The 16,949-nt window shown below is 70.4% G+C and carries 14 protein-coding genes; 2 read left to right on the top strand and 12 right to left on the bottom strand.

The window, feature by feature from the left end:
• Positions 1-244: 244 nt before the first annotated feature.
• The 6 genes from ABZ848_RS43335 to ABZ848_RS43360 all read right to left on the bottom strand — a co-directional run bounded on the left by ABZ848_RS43335 (position 245) and on the right by ABZ848_RS43360 (position 7,924).
• Complete coding sequence (locus ABZ848_RS43335) at positions 245-1,651, bottom strand: glycoside hydrolase family 43 protein (protein ID WP_360841037.1); 1,407 nt, start codon at positions 1,649-1,651, stop codon at positions 245-247.
• Between the two features lie 99 nt (positions 1,652-1,750).
• Positions 1,751-2,722 (bottom strand): ROK family protein, encoded by a 972-nt coding sequence (locus tag ABZ848_RS43340; protein ID WP_360841039.1) that lies wholly within the window; start codon positions 2,720-2,722, stop codon positions 1,751-1,753.
• Entirely contained in the window at positions 2,719-4,350 is a 1,632-nt protein-coding gene (locus tag ABZ848_RS43345; protein ID WP_360841040.1) for an ABC transporter ATP-binding protein, read from the bottom strand. The genes ABZ848_RS43340 and ABZ848_RS43345 overlap by 4 nt, the downstream gene beginning before the upstream one ends.
• Entirely contained in the window at positions 4,347-5,225 is an 879-nt protein-coding gene (locus ABZ848_RS43350; protein ID WP_360841042.1) for an ABC transporter permease, read from the bottom strand. The genes ABZ848_RS43345 and ABZ848_RS43350 overlap by 4 nt, the downstream gene beginning before the upstream one ends.
• Positions 5,222-6,181 carry an ABC transporter permease gene (locus ABZ848_RS43355; protein ID WP_360841044.1) on the bottom strand — a complete coding sequence of 320 codons (960 nt, stop codon included), beginning with the start codon at positions 6,179-6,181 and terminating at the stop codon, positions 5,222-5,224. Before ABZ848_RS43355 ends, ABZ848_RS43350 begins: the two co-directional genes overlap by 4 nt.
• Positions 6,182-6,184: 3 nt before the next feature.
• Positions 6,185-7,924, bottom strand: coding sequence for a peptide ABC transporter substrate-binding protein (locus ABZ848_RS43360; RefSeq protein ID WP_360841046.1), 1,740 nt, complete (start codon positions 7,922-7,924; stop codon positions 6,185-6,187).
• A 181-nt stretch (positions 7,925-8,105) separates the two neighbouring features.
• On the opposite strand from ABZ848_RS43360, the gene ABZ848_RS43365 reads away from it, so the two are divergent.
• Both ABZ848_RS43365 and ABZ848_RS43370 read left to right on the top strand, forming a co-directional pair.
• On the top strand, positions 8,106-9,305 hold the full coding sequence (locus ABZ848_RS43365) for an ROK family transcriptional regulator (protein WP_360841047.1): 1,200 nt from the start codon (positions 8,106-8,108) through the stop codon (positions 9,303-9,305).
• A gap of 74 nt (positions 9,306-9,379) precedes the next feature.
• Positions 9,380-10,891, top strand: coding sequence for a M81 family metallopeptidase (locus ABZ848_RS43370; RefSeq protein WP_360841048.1), 1,512 nt, complete (start codon positions 9,380-9,382; stop codon positions 10,889-10,891).
• Here ABZ848_RS43370 and ABZ848_RS43375 read toward each other — a convergent pair.
• The 6 genes from ABZ848_RS43375 to ABZ848_RS43400 all read right to left on the bottom strand — a co-directional run bounded on the left by ABZ848_RS43375 (position 10,872) and on the right by ABZ848_RS43400 (position 16,899).
• Positions 10,872-11,483 carry an ATP/GTP-binding protein gene (locus ABZ848_RS43375; RefSeq protein WP_360841050.1) on the bottom strand — a complete coding sequence of 204 codons (612 nt, stop codon included), beginning with the start codon at positions 11,481-11,483 and terminating at the stop codon, positions 10,872-10,874. The genes ABZ848_RS43370 and ABZ848_RS43375 overlap by 20 nt on opposite strands.
• Positions 11,470-11,826: a DUF742 domain-containing protein gene (locus ABZ848_RS43380; RefSeq protein WP_360841052.1), complete on the bottom strand. Its 357-nt coding sequence runs from the start codon at positions 11,824-11,826 to the stop codon at positions 11,470-11,472. The genes ABZ848_RS43375 and ABZ848_RS43380 overlap by 14 nt, the downstream gene beginning before the upstream one ends.
• A gap of 1 nt (position 11,827) precedes the next feature.
• Positions 11,828-12,259, bottom strand: coding sequence for a roadblock/LC7 domain-containing protein (locus ABZ848_RS43385; RefSeq protein ID WP_360841054.1), 432 nt, complete (start codon positions 12,257-12,259; stop codon positions 11,828-11,830).
• Positions 12,260-12,273: 14 nt separating this feature from the next.
• Entirely contained in the window at positions 12,274-14,685 is a 2,412-nt protein-coding gene (locus ABZ848_RS43390) for a nitrate- and nitrite sensing domain-containing protein (RefSeq protein ID WP_360841056.1), read from the bottom strand.
• A 164-nt stretch (positions 14,686-14,849) separates the two neighbouring features.
• Positions 14,850-15,860, bottom strand: coding sequence for a substrate-binding domain-containing protein (locus ABZ848_RS43395; RefSeq protein ID WP_360841057.1), 1,011 nt, complete (start codon positions 15,858-15,860; stop codon positions 14,850-14,852).
• 241 nt (positions 15,861-16,101) lie between these two features.
• Positions 16,102-16,899 (bottom strand): SAM-dependent methyltransferase, encoded by a 798-nt coding sequence (locus ABZ848_RS43400; protein ID WP_360841059.1) that lies wholly within the window; start codon positions 16,897-16,899, stop codon positions 16,102-16,104.
• Positions 16,900-16,949 lie beyond the last annotated feature (50 nt).

Consider the following 16,949-nt stretch of genomic DNA (forward strand, 5'->3'; position numbering starts at 1 on the left):
GGCCCCTTAAGGGCCGAAGCGGGGTCTGGGGGCGCAGCCCCCAGCACTCACGCCCCCGCCCCCCCCCCCCCCCCCCCACCCACCCCCCCCCCCCCCCCCCCCCCCCCCCCCCCCCCCCCCCCAAAACCGAAGGGAGGGGTGGCCGCGGGGGGGCCCCCCCCCCGGCGGGGGCGCCCCGGCCCCCCCCGCCCCCCCGGGCGGGGGCGCCCCCTGAGGAAAAGGGGCCGCCCGCGCCCGTCCGTGCTCAGTAGCCGACGTAGAAGGTCGCGTCCTGCTGCTCGGTGCTGGTGGAGATCGGGTCGATGCGCAGGACGTAGTTCGAGTGGCGGATGTACCGCGTCGGATAGTTGTACGAGCGGAACGAAGCCCACGAGGAGTCCGCCAGGCCCGCGGTCCTGTAGAAGGTCGCGTCGCCGGCGAACGTCGACGTGCCGTCGTTCACGTCGAGCTGGAGCGCGTAGTTGTAGTGCCGCAGATACCGGGTCGGGTAGTTGACCGACTGGAAGGACACCCCGCCGCTGTCCGCGAGCCCCGGCACCAGCTTCCACAGCGAGTCGGTGTACGGGTCGAAGGCGTACTCGTCGATCCGGCCCACGAAGTTGCTGTGCCGGACGTAACGCGCCGGGTAGTTGTAGGACTTGAGCCGGTTCCAGGCGGGCGTGCCCCACTTGGCGACCAGGTTGTTGTACTCGGTGGACGTGATCGGCTGGATGCCGCAGTGCTTGGAGTTGAGCGGCTGGGTGTACGTCTTCTGGTCGAGGGCCGTCCAGGTGCCGGCCGCGAGGCTGCTGGTCTGCCAGGCGTAGAAGACGCCGTTCGGTGACCAGGTGTCGCCCCAGAGGTACCAGGTCGAGCTCGACGCAAGCGACTTGACCAGCGTCGGCGCCTCGGTGCCGTTGTGCGAGACGGCGGTGCTGAACTCGGTGAAGCTGCCCGGGTCCAGTGAGGTGGACTTGGCGCCGACCAGGGTCGAGTTCTTCTTGAAGTACAGGTAGTTGACCCCGTTCACGCCGACGGCGAGGTCGCCGTCGATGACGTCGTAGCCGGGGTCGAAGAAGACCTGCGGGTCGGAGGCGGTCACGAAGTCGCCGGTGTAGTTCACCATGATCACGTTGTGGCCGCTGGAGTTCACGGCCGAGTAGATCACGCCGTACTGCCCGCGGCCCGCGTCCCAGTACGCCTCGGGCGCCCAGGCATGGGTGTCCATGCTGTGCACCTTCATCCGCCGGTAGCCGGTGAAGCTGCGCAGGTCGGTGGAGTCCCAGACGTGGATGTACTGGCTGACGTACGTCCAGTCGGTGCCCTTGAGGTCGGTGGCGAGCACCACGAACGTGCCGTCCTGCTTGCGCAGGATGAAGGGGTCGCGCAGGCCCAGGGAGCCCTCGGTCGGGGTGGCGACCGGGTCGTTCTGGTTGAGCGGGGTCCACTGCAGACCGTCGGTGCTGACGGCCAGGTGCAGGCCGTAGTTGGCGGCGAGCATGTCCGGCGACTCGGTGAAGTAGCACATGACGTACGCCGAGTTGGTGGCGGCCCTGGCCGCTCCGGCGCCGAGCGCCAGCGCGCCGGTGGCGGCCAGCGGGACGGTCGCGGCCATGCCGAGGAAGGAGCGGCGGGAGGTGCGGGGGAGGGGGTGGTCCGATCTGGCGTTCATGTGCTCTCCAGGGGCGTGCGGGGGATGCCCGATGACCGATATTTCGAACGAAGTTCGGTAAGTCGATCAGAAGGTAGAGATGTGACGGGTGTGCGTCAATCACACGGTCGCGCTTGGCTGGTTCTCGTCGTTCACCTTGCCGTCACCTTTGGCGCCCCTGTGTGGATCAAGCTCCGCCCGCACCCGGGCCGCCGCTCCCACCGCCACCGCGTCCCCGCCGAGCCCGGCAGGCAGCACCCGCAACGGGCGTCCGCTCACCGGCGGTTCGGCGGCCAGCGCCCGCCGGATCGCCGGCTCGATCAGCGCCCAGGACCGGCTGACGCCCCCGCCGACCACGAACGTCGTGACGTCCAGCAGCCCCGCCGTGACCAGGATCGCCCGGGCCACTCCGGCGCCCGCCGCCTCGCACACGGCGACCGCGTCCGTATCCCCCCGGCCGGCCGCCTCGGCGACCTCCCGCGCGGTGACCGTCCGGCCGGTCCGCTCGCCGTAACGGGCGGCGAGCGCACGGCCGGAGGCCAGCGTCTCCAGATGCCCGCGCCCGCCGCAGGTGCACGGCAGCTCACCGAAGCCCGGCACATGCCCGATCTCGCCCGCAGCGCCGTGCGGCCCGTCGTAAAGGGCGCCTTTCAGCCACAGCGCCCCGCCGACCCCCGTGCCCAGCGTCATCCCGAACACATCCGGCTCGCCCGCCACCGCACCGGCCAACGCCTCACCGCGCACGAACGCGTTGACGTCGTTGTCCAGGAACGCCGGTACGCCCAGCGCCCGTTCCACCTCCGCCGTCACCTCGAATCCGGCCCACCCCCGGAACGAGTCGCTCGCCACCAGCACCCGCCCGGCCCCCGCGTCCACCACCCCGGCCGCCCCGACCCCGACCCCGAGCAGCCGCCCGGGCGTACGGTCCAGCAGCAGTCGTACGGCGTCCAGCGCGGCCCCGACCATCGCCGCCCCGCCCTCGGCCGCCGGGGTCGGCACCTCCAGCCGGTCGGTGACCGTCAAGTCGACCGCGCACAGCACCACTTGGGTGGTCGTGCCGCCGATGTCGACGCCCGCGACGAGGGCCGTCATACGGTGACCCCGGCACGCCGCCGCCGCTGCACCACCGGATCCGGCACCGGCACGGCCGCGATGAGCCGCCGGGTGTACTCGCTCTCCGGACGCAGCAGGGTGGACATGGTCGGGCCCTGCTCCTCGACGCGCCCGGCCCGCATGACGACGACCCGGTGCGCGAACTGCTGCACCACGGCCAGGTCGTGGGAGACGAACAGACAGCCGAAGCCCAGTTCGCGCTGCAACTCGGCGATCACCTCCAGGACCGTGCGCTGCACACTGACGTCCAGCGCGCTCGTCGGCTCGTCCGCGACCAGCAGCCGCGGTTCGAGGACCAGGGCGCGGGCGAGACTCACCCGCTGCCGCTGACCGCCGGACAGTTCACGAGGGCCGCGCCCCATCAACTCCTTGGGCAGCCGCACCAGTTCGAGCACCTCGGCGACCCTGGCCCGCCGCTCGGCGGCCGACATTCCGCGCCGGTGCATCCGCAGCGGCTCGGCGACACACTCGGCCACGCTCATGCGCGCGTCGAGCGAGGCGACCGGGTCCTGGAGCACCACACCCACACCCGACAGCAGGGCGCGCCGCTTCCGGCCCCGGGAACGCCCCAGGTCGGTGCCGAAGAGCGACACCGTTCCGGAGTCCGGCGGGATCAGGCCCAGGGCGACCCGGGCCGCCGTCGACTTGCCGGAACCGGACTCGCCCACGAGGCCCACGGTCTCGCCGGGGCGCACATCGAGACTCACCCCGTCGAGAGCCCGTACGGCCCGCGGCCCCCGCCCGAACCGCACGCGCACATCGCGGAGTTCCACCACCGGAGCGTCCTCCTTCGGGGCCGGATCCTCGCCCTGGAACACCAGCCGCGGCACCGCCGCCAGCAGCTTCCGCGTGTACTCGTGCCGGGGCCGCAGCAGCACCTCCTCGACCGGCCCGGTCTCCACGATCTCGCCGTTCAGCATCACGGCCACCCGGTCGGCGAAGTCGGCGACCACGCCCATGTTGTGGGTGACGAGCAGTACGCCGGTGCCCGAGTCGGAGGCCAACTCCCTTAGCAGATCCAGGATTTCGGCCTGGACGGTCACGTCGAGGGCGGTCGTCGGCTCGTCCGCGATCAGCAGCGCCGGCGAGTTGGCGATCGCCATCGCGATGACGACACGCTGCCGCTGCCCGCCGGAGAGCTGGAAGGGGAAGGCCCTGGCCCGCTGCTCGGGCTCGGGGATGCCGACGCGGCGCAGCAGCTCGACCGCCTCGCGGGCGGCCTCGGCCCGGCCGACCGGGCGGTGGTTGCGTATGACCTCGGCGATCTGTGCGCCGACCCGGGTGAGCGGGTCGAGCGCGGTGGCCGGTTCCTGGAACACCATCGAGGCGGTACGGCCGCGCAGGCGCGCGAGTTCGACCTCGCCGGCGCCGACGACCTGGGTGCCGTCGACGGTGACGCTGCCCGTCGCGCGGGCGTTGCCGGGGAGCAGACCCATGGCGGCCAGGGCGACGGTGGACTTGCCGGAGCCGGACTCGCCCACCAGGGCGAGGGTCTCACCTGGATGCACGTGCAGTGATATGTCACATACCGCAGGCACCTCCCCGGTGTCCGTCGCGAAGTCCACCCGCAGATTCCCGATCTCCAGCACACTCTCCGCGGAACTCACCCGCGCCCCCTCACATCAAAGGCGTCCCGCAACCCGTCCCCGATCGCGTTGAACGCGCACACCACCAGGATGATCGCCAGACCCGGCGGAACGATCAGCCACCACCGCCCGGAGTACGCAGCCGTCAGACCGGCCGACAGCATCCCGCCCCAGTCGGTCTTCGGCGGCTGCACGCCCAGGCCCAGATACGACACGTACGCCACGAGCAGGATCGCGTCGGCGACTTGGAACGTGGCCGCGACGACGATCGTGGACACCGAGTTGGGCAGGATGTGCCGGGTGACCGCCCGCGTGTGCGTGCCGCCGGTCGCGCGCAGGGTCAGCACGTAGTCGCGGCTCTTCAGCGTCAGCGTCTCGGCCCGCACCAGTCGTGACGGCACGAGCCACGACACGAGCCCGAGCACCAGGATCAGCCCGGCCGTGTCCGGGGTCGTGATCGCGGACACGACCAGCAGGATGAACAGCGCGGGGATGGCGATCCCGGCGTCCACGACCCGCATCATCACCGCGTCGACCCAGCCGCCCGCGTACCCGGCGGCCGCACCCCACAGCGTCCCGATGACCGTCGCGAGGATCCCGGCCGCGAGCCCGACGAGCAGCGAGACCTTCCCGCCGTACATGAGCCGCCCGAGCTCGTCGTGCCCCACGGCGTCGGTGCCGAGCCAATGGGAGCCGCCGGGGGCGAGGTTGACCTGGCCGAGGTCGGTGTGGGTCTGGTCGGTGGAGTGGAGAAGCGGCCCGACGAAGCAGAACAGAAGGAACAGGAGGACCACCGCGAGACCGGCGACCGCCAGCTTGTTGCGGGTGAACTTCCGCAGGGACACCCGGTAGTTGGGGACGGGCTCGACGGGCGCCGTCTGCAGTACGGCAGTCATGCGTGCCCCGCCTTCACCCGAGGATCGACGATCCGCTGGACGACGTCGGCGAGCAGCGTGCCCACGACCGTCGCGACGGAGATGACCAGCACGCAGCCCAGCAGCACCGGATAGTCGGACGACTGCGCGGCGCTCCAGAACAGCAGCCCCATCCCCGGGTAGTTGAAGAGCTGCTCGACGACCAGCGCGCCTCCGAACAGCACCGGCACGTAGTAGCCGAGCATCGCGATCACCGGCGTCAGCGAGTTCCGGAAGACGTGCCGGAAGAGGATCGCCCCCTGCCGCGAGCCGCCCGCCCGAGCGGTACGGACGTAGTCCTCGGAGAGGTTCTCCAGGGTCGCGGCCCGCATGTACCGGCTGAACACGGCGACCATGGAGGCCGCCCCCGTGACGACCGGCAGGACCAGCGCCACCGGATCCGCGAACACCTGGGCCAGCGTGTCCCCTTGGGGCGCCTGCGAGGGGAACCAGTTCAGCTTCTGCGTGAAGACCAGCACCAGGACCAGCCCCAGGAAGTACACCGGCGTCGAGTACGCGACGAAGCTCAGCGTGGTGATCACGTAGTCCGCGGGCTTGTTGCGCCGCACCGCCTGCCACATCCCCAGCGGAACGGCCAGCAGCAGCCCGACGACGGCGGACAGGACCGTCAGCACCAGGGTCTTCGGCAGCCGTTGCCCGATGAGCTGCGAGACCGCCTCGTTCAGGGTGTACGACGTCCCGAGGTCACCGTGGAGCAGGGTGCGCAGGTAGTAGACGTACTGGACGGGCAACGGCCGGTCCAGCCCCTGGTCGTGGTTGAAGGCGGCGATCTGCTGGGCCGTCGCCTGCGGGCCGAGGATCCCGCGCGCGGGACCCCCGGGCAGCGCGTGCAGCAGGCAGAAGACCACGACCGTGACGATGAGGATCACCACGAGCGCCTGGGCCGTCCGCCGGGCGAGGTAGGCGAGAGTCTCCATGCCTCAGCTGGTCCACTTCCACTGCGCGGGATGGAAGTTGGCGAGCGAGTCCTGGGAGAAGCCGCCCAGGCCCTTCTTCATCACGGAGATCTGGTAGTCGGGCTCCGGCAGCCAGATCACCGGCAGGTCCTTGGCGAGGGCCGCGCTGTACTCCTGGACCGCCTGGTTCGAACTCGACGTCGTGGACGCGGTGATGAGCTTGTCGACGGCCGTGTTCGAGTAGTTGCCGAAGTTGGAGCCGCCCTTGGTCTGGAAGAGCGAGTCGCCGGTCGGGAAGGCGTTGAAGTACCAGCTGCCCGCCGTGCCGAAGAAGGACAGCTGCCACTTGCAGATCGACTGGCCCGCCGTGCACTGCGGGGTCTGCGAGAGCACCGAGTTGACCGGTGCCGTCTTGATGGAGAACTTGATGCCCGTCTTCGCGAGCGAGGACTGGATCGCGCTCATCATGTTGTCGGTCACGGTCGAACCGGACTGCGACAGCACGGTCATCTCGAACTTCGTCCCCTTGGCGACACCCTCACCGCACTTCGCGGAGTCCGTGCACGTCATCACCCCGCCCTGCTCGGCCCAACCATGGCTCGTCAGCAGGGACTTGGCGGCCGAGGTCGAGAAGGGATACGGGTTGTCCTTCTGCGTCGGCGAGACGAAGTCGGAGGTCTGCGCCTGCGGGATCGGACCGTAGCCGGGCACCGCCGTCCCGTTGAAGACGGCCTTCGCGAGAGTCGTCTGGTCGATCGACCGCTGCACCGCCTGCCGGGCGTACAGCTGCTTGAACACCGCGCCCATCGCCGGGTTGTTGAAGTTGTACGGCATGTAGGTGATCGCCCAGCCCGACCACGGCTTCACCTCGTAGCCGCGTGCGGTGAAGCTGTCCTTCTGGTCGAGGTCGGTCGCCTCGATGTAGCCGTAGTCGACCGTGCCCGAACGCAGCGCGTTCTTCTCCGCGTCCGCCGTCGTGAAGGGGAGGAGGTTCACCGTGGGGATGCCCGGCTTCTCGCCGCCGTCGTACTTCTTGTTGGCGGTCAGGACGACCTTGCCGGCGGTGGAGAAGGACTTCACCTGGTACGGGCCGCTGATGGTCTTCCAGAGGGGGTTGGTGGCGTAACCCCCGATGTTCTTGGCCGCGTTGTTGAGGTACGTCCAGGTCGCCTTCGGGCTGCCCTTGTCCCAGACGTGCTGGGGGAGCGGGTTGATGGAGTTCAGTTCGTTGGCCAGCATCCACTGCGGGTTGTAGGCCTTGTCGAAGGTGATCGTGAAGTGGGTGTCGTCCTCGGCCTTGAAGGACGTCCAGTTGTCCGGCGCCTTGCCCGGGTTGTAGCCCGCCCACTGCGCCTTGTTCGCCTTGATGAGGTCGAACCAGAACTCGACGTCCTTCGAGGTGATCGGCTTCCCGTCGCTCCAGTGCCGGTCGCCGAGGGTGATCTTCACGCTCTTGTTGTCGGCGGCGAAGTCAGCGGCCGTCGCGATCGAACCGGCCTTGTTCCAGGCGATCTTGCCGGTCGAGCCGTCGTACGCGATGAGCGGCTCCCACAGCGTGTTCGCGATGGAGATGTTGTTGGTGTTCAGGTGCGCGGCCGTGCCGATCGGCAGGATCCAGTTCGGCGTGAAGTTCGCGGGCAGCGCGTAGTTGATCGAGTCCTTCGACGCGGACGACGTACCGCTCGACCCGGAGCAGCCGGCGAGCAGCAGCGTGCCCGCACAGACGACGGCGCCGGCGAGAAGTCTCGTGCGGGCAGGGGACATGGCTCACCTCGAAGAAAGGGGGAGTGGAAGCGGGGTGAGGACAGTCAACGACCCGATTGTTCGAAGAAACAGACGCGCTGCTGTAAAAAGCCTGTTTCTGCTGATCTGAAAAAAGCGCACAGGTGGCCTATGGGTCGTACGCTCATCGTCCCGAACGCCGCCGACGGAAGTTACTTCGTCCATGACTGAAAAAAGTCCGCCGCGCCGGAAGAACGGCGCGGCCGTCTCCTCGCTGGCCGAGCGTGTCCTCGAACTCCTCGCCTCCGGGCAGGCCACGACGCGCACGGAGATCGCCGGGCTGCTCGGTGCGGCGCCCTCGACGATCTCGTTCACCGTGAGCCAGCTGCTGGAGCACGGACTGGTCGCGGAGGAGGGCACGGTGTCCTCCGCGGGCGGACGCCCGCGGAAGGTGCTGCGCCTCGGTGGCAGCGACGGCTTCGCGGTCGCGGCGGAACTCGGCGGCCGGCACGCCCACGTCGGTGTCGTACTCCCCGGGGGCGGACTCACCGACGTCTCCACGGTCCCGTTCCCGACCGCCGACGGCCCCGAGGCGGCACTGCCCGGACTGGCCGAGACCCTCGCGGACCTGGCCGAACGGCACGGCCGACCGCTGCTGCGCGGAGTGGGCCTGTGCCTGCCGGGACCGGTCGACGTGGCCCCCGGCCTGGTGACGCTCCCCGCCCGCATGCCGGGCTGGAACAGATTCCCCGTACGGGCCTGGATGGAGGAGCGTTTCGCGGTCCCCGTGGCCATCGAGAACGACGCCAACTGCATGGCCGTCGGCGAGCACAGCGTCCGCCCCGCCGAGCAGCGCCAGTCCATCATGGTGAAGGCCGGCTCCGGCATCGGCGCCGGCGTCATCGCGGACGGCCGCCTCTACCGCGGCGGCACCGGAGCCGCCGGCGAGATCACCCACGTCCGGGTCGAGGCCGGCCACGACACGCCCTGCTCCTGCGGCAACACGGGCTGTCTGGAGACGGTCGCCTCGGGCGCGGCCCTGGTCCGCATCCTGCGCGAGCGCGGCCTGGAGGTGACGTCCACGGAGGACGTCGTACGCCTCGCCACGGACGCGGACCCCGAGGCCACCCGGGCCGTCCGCCAGGCGGGCCGCTACCTCGGCCAGGTCCTGGCAGCCAACGTCAACTTCTTCAACCCCGACGCCGTGTACCTGGGCGGCATCCTCTCCACCCTCGAACCCTTCGTAGCCGCGGTACGCAGCCAGCTGTACGAGGGCTGCCATCCCCTGGTCACCAAGCATTTGGTGATCGAGCGGGCGAGCCTGGGCGCCGACGCCGGCTTGGTCGGAGCAGGCCAGTTCGCACTGCAGCAGGCGCTCACACACGCACTGAAGAAGGTCACTGACCAATCGGCGACGCGATGACCCACCCAGGGGCGCGGGGAACTGCGCGACCAGCCACAACGAACCCGCGGCCGACGAACAACCCGGAGCCCCCCATGTCCTCCCCGAAACGCCCCGTAATCGCCATCGCAGGCCTCGGCATAGAGTCCTCCACCTTCTCTCCGGCCCGCACCGAAGCCCCCGCCTTCCACCCCCTCCGCGGCGACGAGACCCTGACCCGCTACCCGTTCCTCGCCCCCGGCACCGAACTGCACGACTCGGCCCACTGGCGCGGAGCACTCGTCGGCAAGGCCCTCCCCGGCGGCACGGTCACCGCGGCCGCGTACGCCGAACTCACCGCCGAACTCCTCGACAGACTCGGCCGGTTGGGCCGTATCGACGGACTCTGGTACGACATCCACGGCGCGATGACGGTAGAGGGCCTGGACGACGCCGAGGCCCAACTCCTCGCCCGCATAAGGGAAGTGATCGGCCCGGACCCCTTCGTGTCCACGTCCATGGACCTGCACGGCAACGTCTCCCGCGACCTCGTCCACATGAGCGACCTGATCACCTGCTACCGCATGGCCCCGCACGAGGACGCCATGGACACCAAGGAGCGCGCCGCCCGCAACCTCGTCGATCTCCTCGCCACCGGCGGACCCTGCCCGGTCAAGGCCTGGATCCCCGTACCGGTGCTGCTGGCCGGAGAGCAGACCTCGACCCGCATCGAGCCGGCGAAGAGCGTGTACGCCGCGGTGGACGACGTGGAGGCCACCGAGGGCGTGACCGACGCGGCGATCTGGGTCGGCTACGCGTGGGCCGACGAGCCGCGCAACCGGGCGGCGGTCGTCGTGACGGGACCTGATGAGGAGGCCGTGACCTCAGGCGCTGAAAGCCTCGCGAACCGCTTCTGGGCGGCCCGCCACGACTTCGCCTTCGTCGCCCCGACCGGCACTCTCGACGACTGCCTCGACGAGGCCCTCGCCTCCACCGCCCGCCCCTACTTCGTCAGCGACACCGGCGACAACCCGACCGCGGGCGGCGCCGGAGACGTCACCTGGGGCCTCCAACACGTCCTGGCCCGCCCGGAGTTCAAGGACGAGGACGGCCCCACCGTCATCTACGCCTCCCTGCCCGGCCCGGCGGCCGTCGACACCGCCGTCGCGGCCGGCGTCGGCGCGACCGTCACCGTCACCGCGGGCGCCGAGGTGGACGACCGGCACGCCGGCCCCCTCACCCTCACCGGCACCGTCCACGCGATCCGGCACGGCGACCGCGACGCCGGCACCGAGGTGGTCCTCCGGGTCGGCTCCGTGCACGTGATCCTGACCCGGCTGAGGAAGCCGTACCACCATGAACACGACTTCACCGACCTCGACCTGAGCCCCCGTCAGGCAGACGTCGTGATCGTCAAGATCGGCTATCTCGAACCCGAGCTCTTCGCGATGGCCGCCGACTGGAAGATGGCGCTCACCCCGGGCGGTGTCGACCAGGACCTGACCAGGCTCGGCCACCACCGCATCCGCCGCCCCATGTTCCCGTTCGACCCGGACCTGCCGGACCCGGACCTGACGGCGCGGATCGTCGCGCCGTCGGACCGGCCCCTCACGGGCCCCCGGGAGTGAGCTGCCCGCCTCCGTCGGACTGCACGGCGGAGGCGATCAACTGGTCGAGCAGCGCGATGAGTACGTCCCGGCACGAGCCGCGTTCGCGGGCGTCGCACAACAGGACCTGCACGTGCGCCGGGAGGGCCAGCGCGTCGCGGATCTCCTCGGGCGGGTAGGGGTGTTCGCCGTAGAAGCCGTTGACGGCGACGACGAACGGGATACCCCTGCGCTCGAAGAAGTCGATCGCCGCGAAGCTGGTCTCCGGGCGGCGGACGTCGATGAGGACGACCGCGCCCAGGGCGCCCAGGGCGAGGTCGTTCCACATGAACCAGAACCGCTGCTGGCCCGGGGTGCCGAAGAGATACAGCACCAGGTCCTGGCCGATGGTGATCCGGCCGAAGTCCAGGGCCACCGTGGTGGCCTTCTTCTCCTCGATGCCCTCCAGGTCGTCGACGCCGAGGCCGGCCGAGGTGAGCCGTTCCTCGGTGCGCAGCGGCGCGATCTCGCTCACCGAGCCGACCATGGTCGTCTTGCCCACGCCGAAACCGCCGGCGATGAGGATCTTGACCGTGTCGGGCGCCGACCGGGTGATGGTGTCAGAGTCGGCCAAGACCGTCCCTCACTTTCTGCAACAGGTCCTTGTCCTGGTTCCGGGACACCGGGTGGGGCGGACGGAGCGTGATCCGGCCCGCTTCCAGCAGGTCGCAGAGCATGATCACGACCACGCTCACCGGCAGGTCGAGCAGTGCGGCGAGTTCCGCGACGGCGATCGGCTCGGCACACCGGCGCAGGATGCGCTGGTGCTCCGGCTGAGGTCGGGTGGCCCAGGTCGGCGGCGGGTCCACCGCGGTAACCGTCGTGATGAGCGTGAAGTCGGCGCGGCTCGGCCGGGTCCGTCCGCCGGTCAGTGCGAACGGCCGTACGAGACGGCCTGCCGTGTCGCCTCCGCCCACCTCACGCGCCGGAATCGACGGTGGGGCCGATGCCGGCCCGCGGCGCCGCGCTCAGGTGCTCACCGATCTTCTTCACCAGCATGTTCATCTGGTACGCCACCACACCCACGTCGGCACCCTGGCTGGTCAGCACCACCAGATGGGCACCAGGACCGGCCGAGGTGAGGATCAGGTAGCTGTGGGCCATCTCGATCAGCGCCTGGCGCACCGGACCACCGCGGAAGTCCATGCTCACGCCCTTGCTGAGGCTCATCAGCCCGGACGCGGTGGCGGCCAGCCGCTCCGCGTCGTCGCGCAGGAACCCGGTGGACTTGCTCACGACCAGGCCGTCCTCCGAGAGCACCACGGCGTGGTTCACCTCGGCGACCCGGTCCACAAGTCCGGTCAGCAGCTGATCCAGCTGGGTATGGGTGGCTGGGATGGGGCGTGTCATGGCGGTGTCCTTCGTCAGCGATCGGCGGGCGGGGGCGAGGGGACTGCGGTGCCTGCGGCGGGGACGTCCGTGCCCGGGGCGGGATACCGGGCGCCCGGGTCGTCGGGTGCGGATGCTTCCTCCTGGTCGTACTGCTGTCTGGCCTCCTCGTCACGCGCCCGGAGCGTGCCGCGCTGGAACCCGCCCAGCGAGGAGGCGGCGCGCTCGGCGGTGAAACCTTCGTCGTAACCGTTCTGCCCGCTCCCCGGCGGGCCTTCGAGGAGTTCGGCGGCGAGGCTCGACTGGGGAACCCGGCGGGGCAGCGGGGCGAGTCCCCGCGTGCGCCCGCCCGCCGCGTGCCGGCCCGTCCGCCCGGGTTCCCCCGCGCGGGCGTGCCCGCCCTCGTCGAGCGACTCCCGCAGCCGGGCCGCGAGCGCCGAGAGCGCGGGCTCGTCGGCCGGCGGCTGCGGGACGGGCTCCTGCGCCGGCACGTCGAGGACCTCGCCGGGCAGGTCCGGCAGATCCCGTACGACGATGTCGTGCGGCAGCAGCACGATCGCCGAGGTTCCGCCGTACGGCGACGGGCGCAGCGTCACCGTGATGCCGTGCCGGGTCGCCAGACGGGCGATGACGAACATGCCGAGCCTGAGGTCGTCGGCGAGCGCGACCACGTCGAACTGCGGCTCCACCGCCAACTGGGCGTTGAAGGCCGCGTAGTCCTCCTCCGTCATGCCGAGCCCGCGGTCCTCGACCTCCACGGCCAGGCCCCGGGCGACCATCGCCGCCCGTACCGAGACCGGGGCCGGCGAGGGCGAGTACGCGGTCGCGTTGTCGATCAGCTCGGCCAGCAGATGGATCACGTCGGCCACGGCGGGCGGCGCCAGGTACACGTCCTCGTGGGTGTTCACCTCCACGCGCTTGTACTCGGCGACCTCGCCGACCGCGCTGCGCAGGATGTCGATCAGCGCGACCGGCTCCTGCCAGCTGCGCCGCGGCTGCTCACCGGAGATGATGACCAGGTTCTCCTCGTACCGGCGCAACTGGCTGGCCGTGGAGTCCAGTTCGTACAGGCCCTTGAGGACGTCCGGGTCGGTGTGCTCGCGCTCCAGCGCGTCCAGCTTGGTGAGCTGGAGGTTGACCAGGTTCTGGCTCTGCCGGGCGATGCCGAGGATGACCTTCTGGAAACCCCGCCGGGTGTCGGCGAGTTCGATCGCGGTGTGCACGGCGGTGCGCTGCGCCTTGTTGAACGCCCTTGCCACCTGGCCGAGTTCGTCACGGCCGTAGTCGAGGGGCGGGGTCGCGAGGTCCGCGTCCACCTTCTCGCCGCGGTCGAGGCGGGCGACCACGTCCGGCAGCCGTTCCTCGGCCAGGCTGAGCGTCGCCTCGCGCAGCCCGCGCAGCCGGCGGGACAGCGAGCGGGTGATCCGCCAGGACATGCCCACGCACAGCAGCAGCGCGACCAGCCCGCCCGCGCTCAGCGAGGCCGCGGTGATCAGCAGGCTGTGCGCCTTGTCGGCGCTGCGGTCGAGCAGACCCGAGGTCTGGTCCTGGATCATCTGCCCGTACTCGTCGCCGACCTGCGCGAAGGCGGTCGCCCACTGCTTGCTCAGGTCCGGCAGTACGACCTTGCCGTCGGTGCCGGACGGCCGGGCCGCCAGCACCCGGTCCTCGATGTCCTGGACGCTCTGCCACTCGGGGCTCTGCAGGATCCGCTCGGTCTGCGTCTTGGCGCTGCCCTGCAGCGAGGGCACGATCTGGTCCTCGACCAGCCAGCGCCGGGTGGCGACCAGCTGGGAGAACGCCGTCCAGTCCTTCGCGCTCAACTGCCCCGCCGGCCACGCCAGGGTGAGCTGCGCGTCCTCCTGTGCGACCAGCTCGGCCGCGTGCTCCAGGGCGACCAGCGGGCCGGCCTGCGAGGTGAGGTCGCCGTCGTCGACCTGGGACAGCTCCTCGAAGGCGTGGATCTGGTCGTCGATGATCGAGCCGTACTGGCCGAGCGCCTGCGCCGCGCTGATGTTCGTCGGGTCGTCGACCTGGCCGCGGTAGTACTCCAGGCTGCCGACCGAGCCGAGCACCGAGTACAGCCGGTCCGAGATGCGCGAGGGCGCCTTGTCGATCGCGTCGGACTGCCCGACCAGCTTGGCGACCGCCTTGTCCGTCTCCTTGCGCTGCGCCTCCAGCGCGGCCCTGGAGCCCCGCTGGTCGTGGGCCAGCCAGGCCGCGGACAGACTGCGCTCCCGCTGCAGCGCGAGCGTGGCGTCCGTGCCCATCGCACCGGTCGACCGGCTCAGTTCGGTCTGCGAGCGCAGCCGCAGCCCCTCGGTGAAGATCTGCGTCGTCGTCACGCCCCACATGGCGGCGAGGGTGACGCTGGGAACCAGTGCCAGCAGGATCAGTGAGAGACGTATGGAGCCGAGACGGCGCCGGGCACGTGTCCGTGGAGACATCGTCGTCCTAGTAGGCGATCAGCTAAGCGGAGAGGGGAAACGGGGGTGGCCGTGATCGGGGAGAGAAGGGGTGCACAGGATGCTATCCGTACAAGTGACCGCACGTGCCACGGGTCATCGAATCTTTCGCGACAGTGATGGACGAACTGTCGCCCGGCGCGCGCTCAGCGGGTACCGCCCGCAGCGAACTTCGCCACCGCGGCCACATTGGTCTTCGTCACGAAGGCCGGCCCGGTGAGCACGGGAGACACACCGCCGCCGCTGATGTTGCCGTTCGTCCGGTACAGCCACAGCCCGTCCACCGCCAGATAGCCCTGGAGATACGGCTGTTGATCGACGGCGAACTGCACCGAGCCGCTCTGCACCGCCTTGACCAGGTCCTTGTTGAGGTCGAAGGTCGCGACCTCGGCGCTGCTGCCGGACGCCTTCACCGACTTGACCGCGATCAGCGCGAACTGTGCGCCGTTGGTGACCACTTCGTCGATCGTCGGGTCCTGTCGCAGCCTGGCCGTGATCGCGGCGGAGGTCGCGTCCGCGTCGGTGCCCTCCACGTACAGGTTCTCGGTCTGCCCGCCGAAGGTCTTCTTCACGCCCGCGCAGCGCGCCTCCAGGGCGATGTTGCCGCGCTCGTGGATCACGCACACGGCGTGCTTGGCCTTGAGGTCGTCCAGTTTGTCGCCGACCGCCTGCCCGGCGACGCTCTCGTCCTGACCGAAGTACTCCAGCAGCCCCTCGGGCTGCCAGGACTCGATCCCGGAGTTGAGCCCCACCACGGGTATGCCGGCCGCCTTCGCCTGCGCGATCGGCCCCTGCATGGCCTGCGGTTTCGCGAGGGTGACCGCGATCCCGTCGACCTTGTCGCGTACGGCGTCCCGCACCAGCTCCGCCTGACCCGCCCCGTCCGGGTCGCTGGCGTACGTCAGTGTCACGCCGTCCTTGGCGGCGGCCGCCTCAGCGCCCTTGCGCACCAAATCCCAGAAGGCGTCGCCCTTCGCGCCGTGCGTGACCAGCGTGATCCGGTACCGGGCCCCGCTCGCCTTGCCGACGGAGTCCGTGGTGGTGTCCGAACGCTCGCCGGACGCGGAACAGGCCGCCGCGAGCAGCACGCCGGCCACGGCGAGGGCCGCGACACGAACCGGTCTGCGGGGGGCGGCGGGTGGGGGAGGAGTGTTCATGAGGGTGCGGCACCTCGCTGTGCGGCCGAGCTGGCGGAACGACGCGGCTGAGCCCTCCGTACGCCGTCCGACGCACCGTACGCCGTCCGGGTGACTCTCGCTGGCCGGAGCCAATCGCGTGTGACCGCCGGTAGTCAAGTGAGCAGCCACTTTAAGTGAGTTACTGCTCCCGCATCGTGATGATTCCGATCAGCGGGACGCCGACGAAGTCGACAAGAAGACTCAGGGCTTCGGGCTCGCTTCACGGCTTCCGCGCCACGGCCCCGTACATGGCGATGTCCTCGTCGCGAACGGCTTCCGTCCCGCTGTCGTCCGGATGCCACTTGTGGACCTGCACGATGCCGGGCTCGACGAGGTCGAGGCCCGTGAAGAACTCCTCCGCCTCCGCGAAGGTGCGCAGCCGCATCGGCATGTCGCGGGCCGCGTACTCGCGGGCGACCCGGCCGACCTCCTCCGGCGCGAACTCGGCCGTACCGATGGACATCGCCAGGTAGCTGCCCGACGGGAGCGGTTCGAGCAGCCGGCGGACGATGCCGACGGCGTCGTGCTCGTCGAGGAGGAAGTGGACGATCGCGATGACGGTCAGCGCGACCGGTTCGCCGAGGTCGAGGGTGTCGCGGAAGGCGGGGGAGCCCAGGATGGCGGCCGGATCGCGCATGTCGGCCTCGGCGTACGCCGTCCTGCCCTCCGGCGTGCTGTTCAGCAGCCCCTCGGAGAGCGTGAGGACGAGCGGGTCGTTGTCGACGTACACCACCCGCGACGCGGGGGCCGCCGACTGGGCTATCTCGTGGATGTTCGGCGAGGTCGGGATGCCGGAGCCGATGTCGAGGAACTGCCGTATCCCGGCCTCCTCTGCGAGCCAGCGCACGGCACGGTTCATCCAGTCGCGGTTGGCCCGCATGTGCACGGGCAGCGCGGGCCACTCACGGCACATCGCGTCGCCCGCCTCCCGATCGGCGGGGTAGTGGTCCTTGCCGCCGAGGATGTAGTCGTAGATCCGCGCGGCGTGCGCCGTACCGGTGTCGGTGTCTCTCTCCATGCACCTCCCATCCCATCCTCAACTCCCTTCTAATCAGGGAGAGTTGAAAG

The sequence above is a fragment of the Streptomyces sp. NPDC047081 genome, assembly GCF_040643775.1.
In the GTDB taxonomy this organism is placed as follows: Bacteria; Actinomycetota; Actinomycetes; order Streptomycetales; family Streptomycetaceae; genus Streptomyces.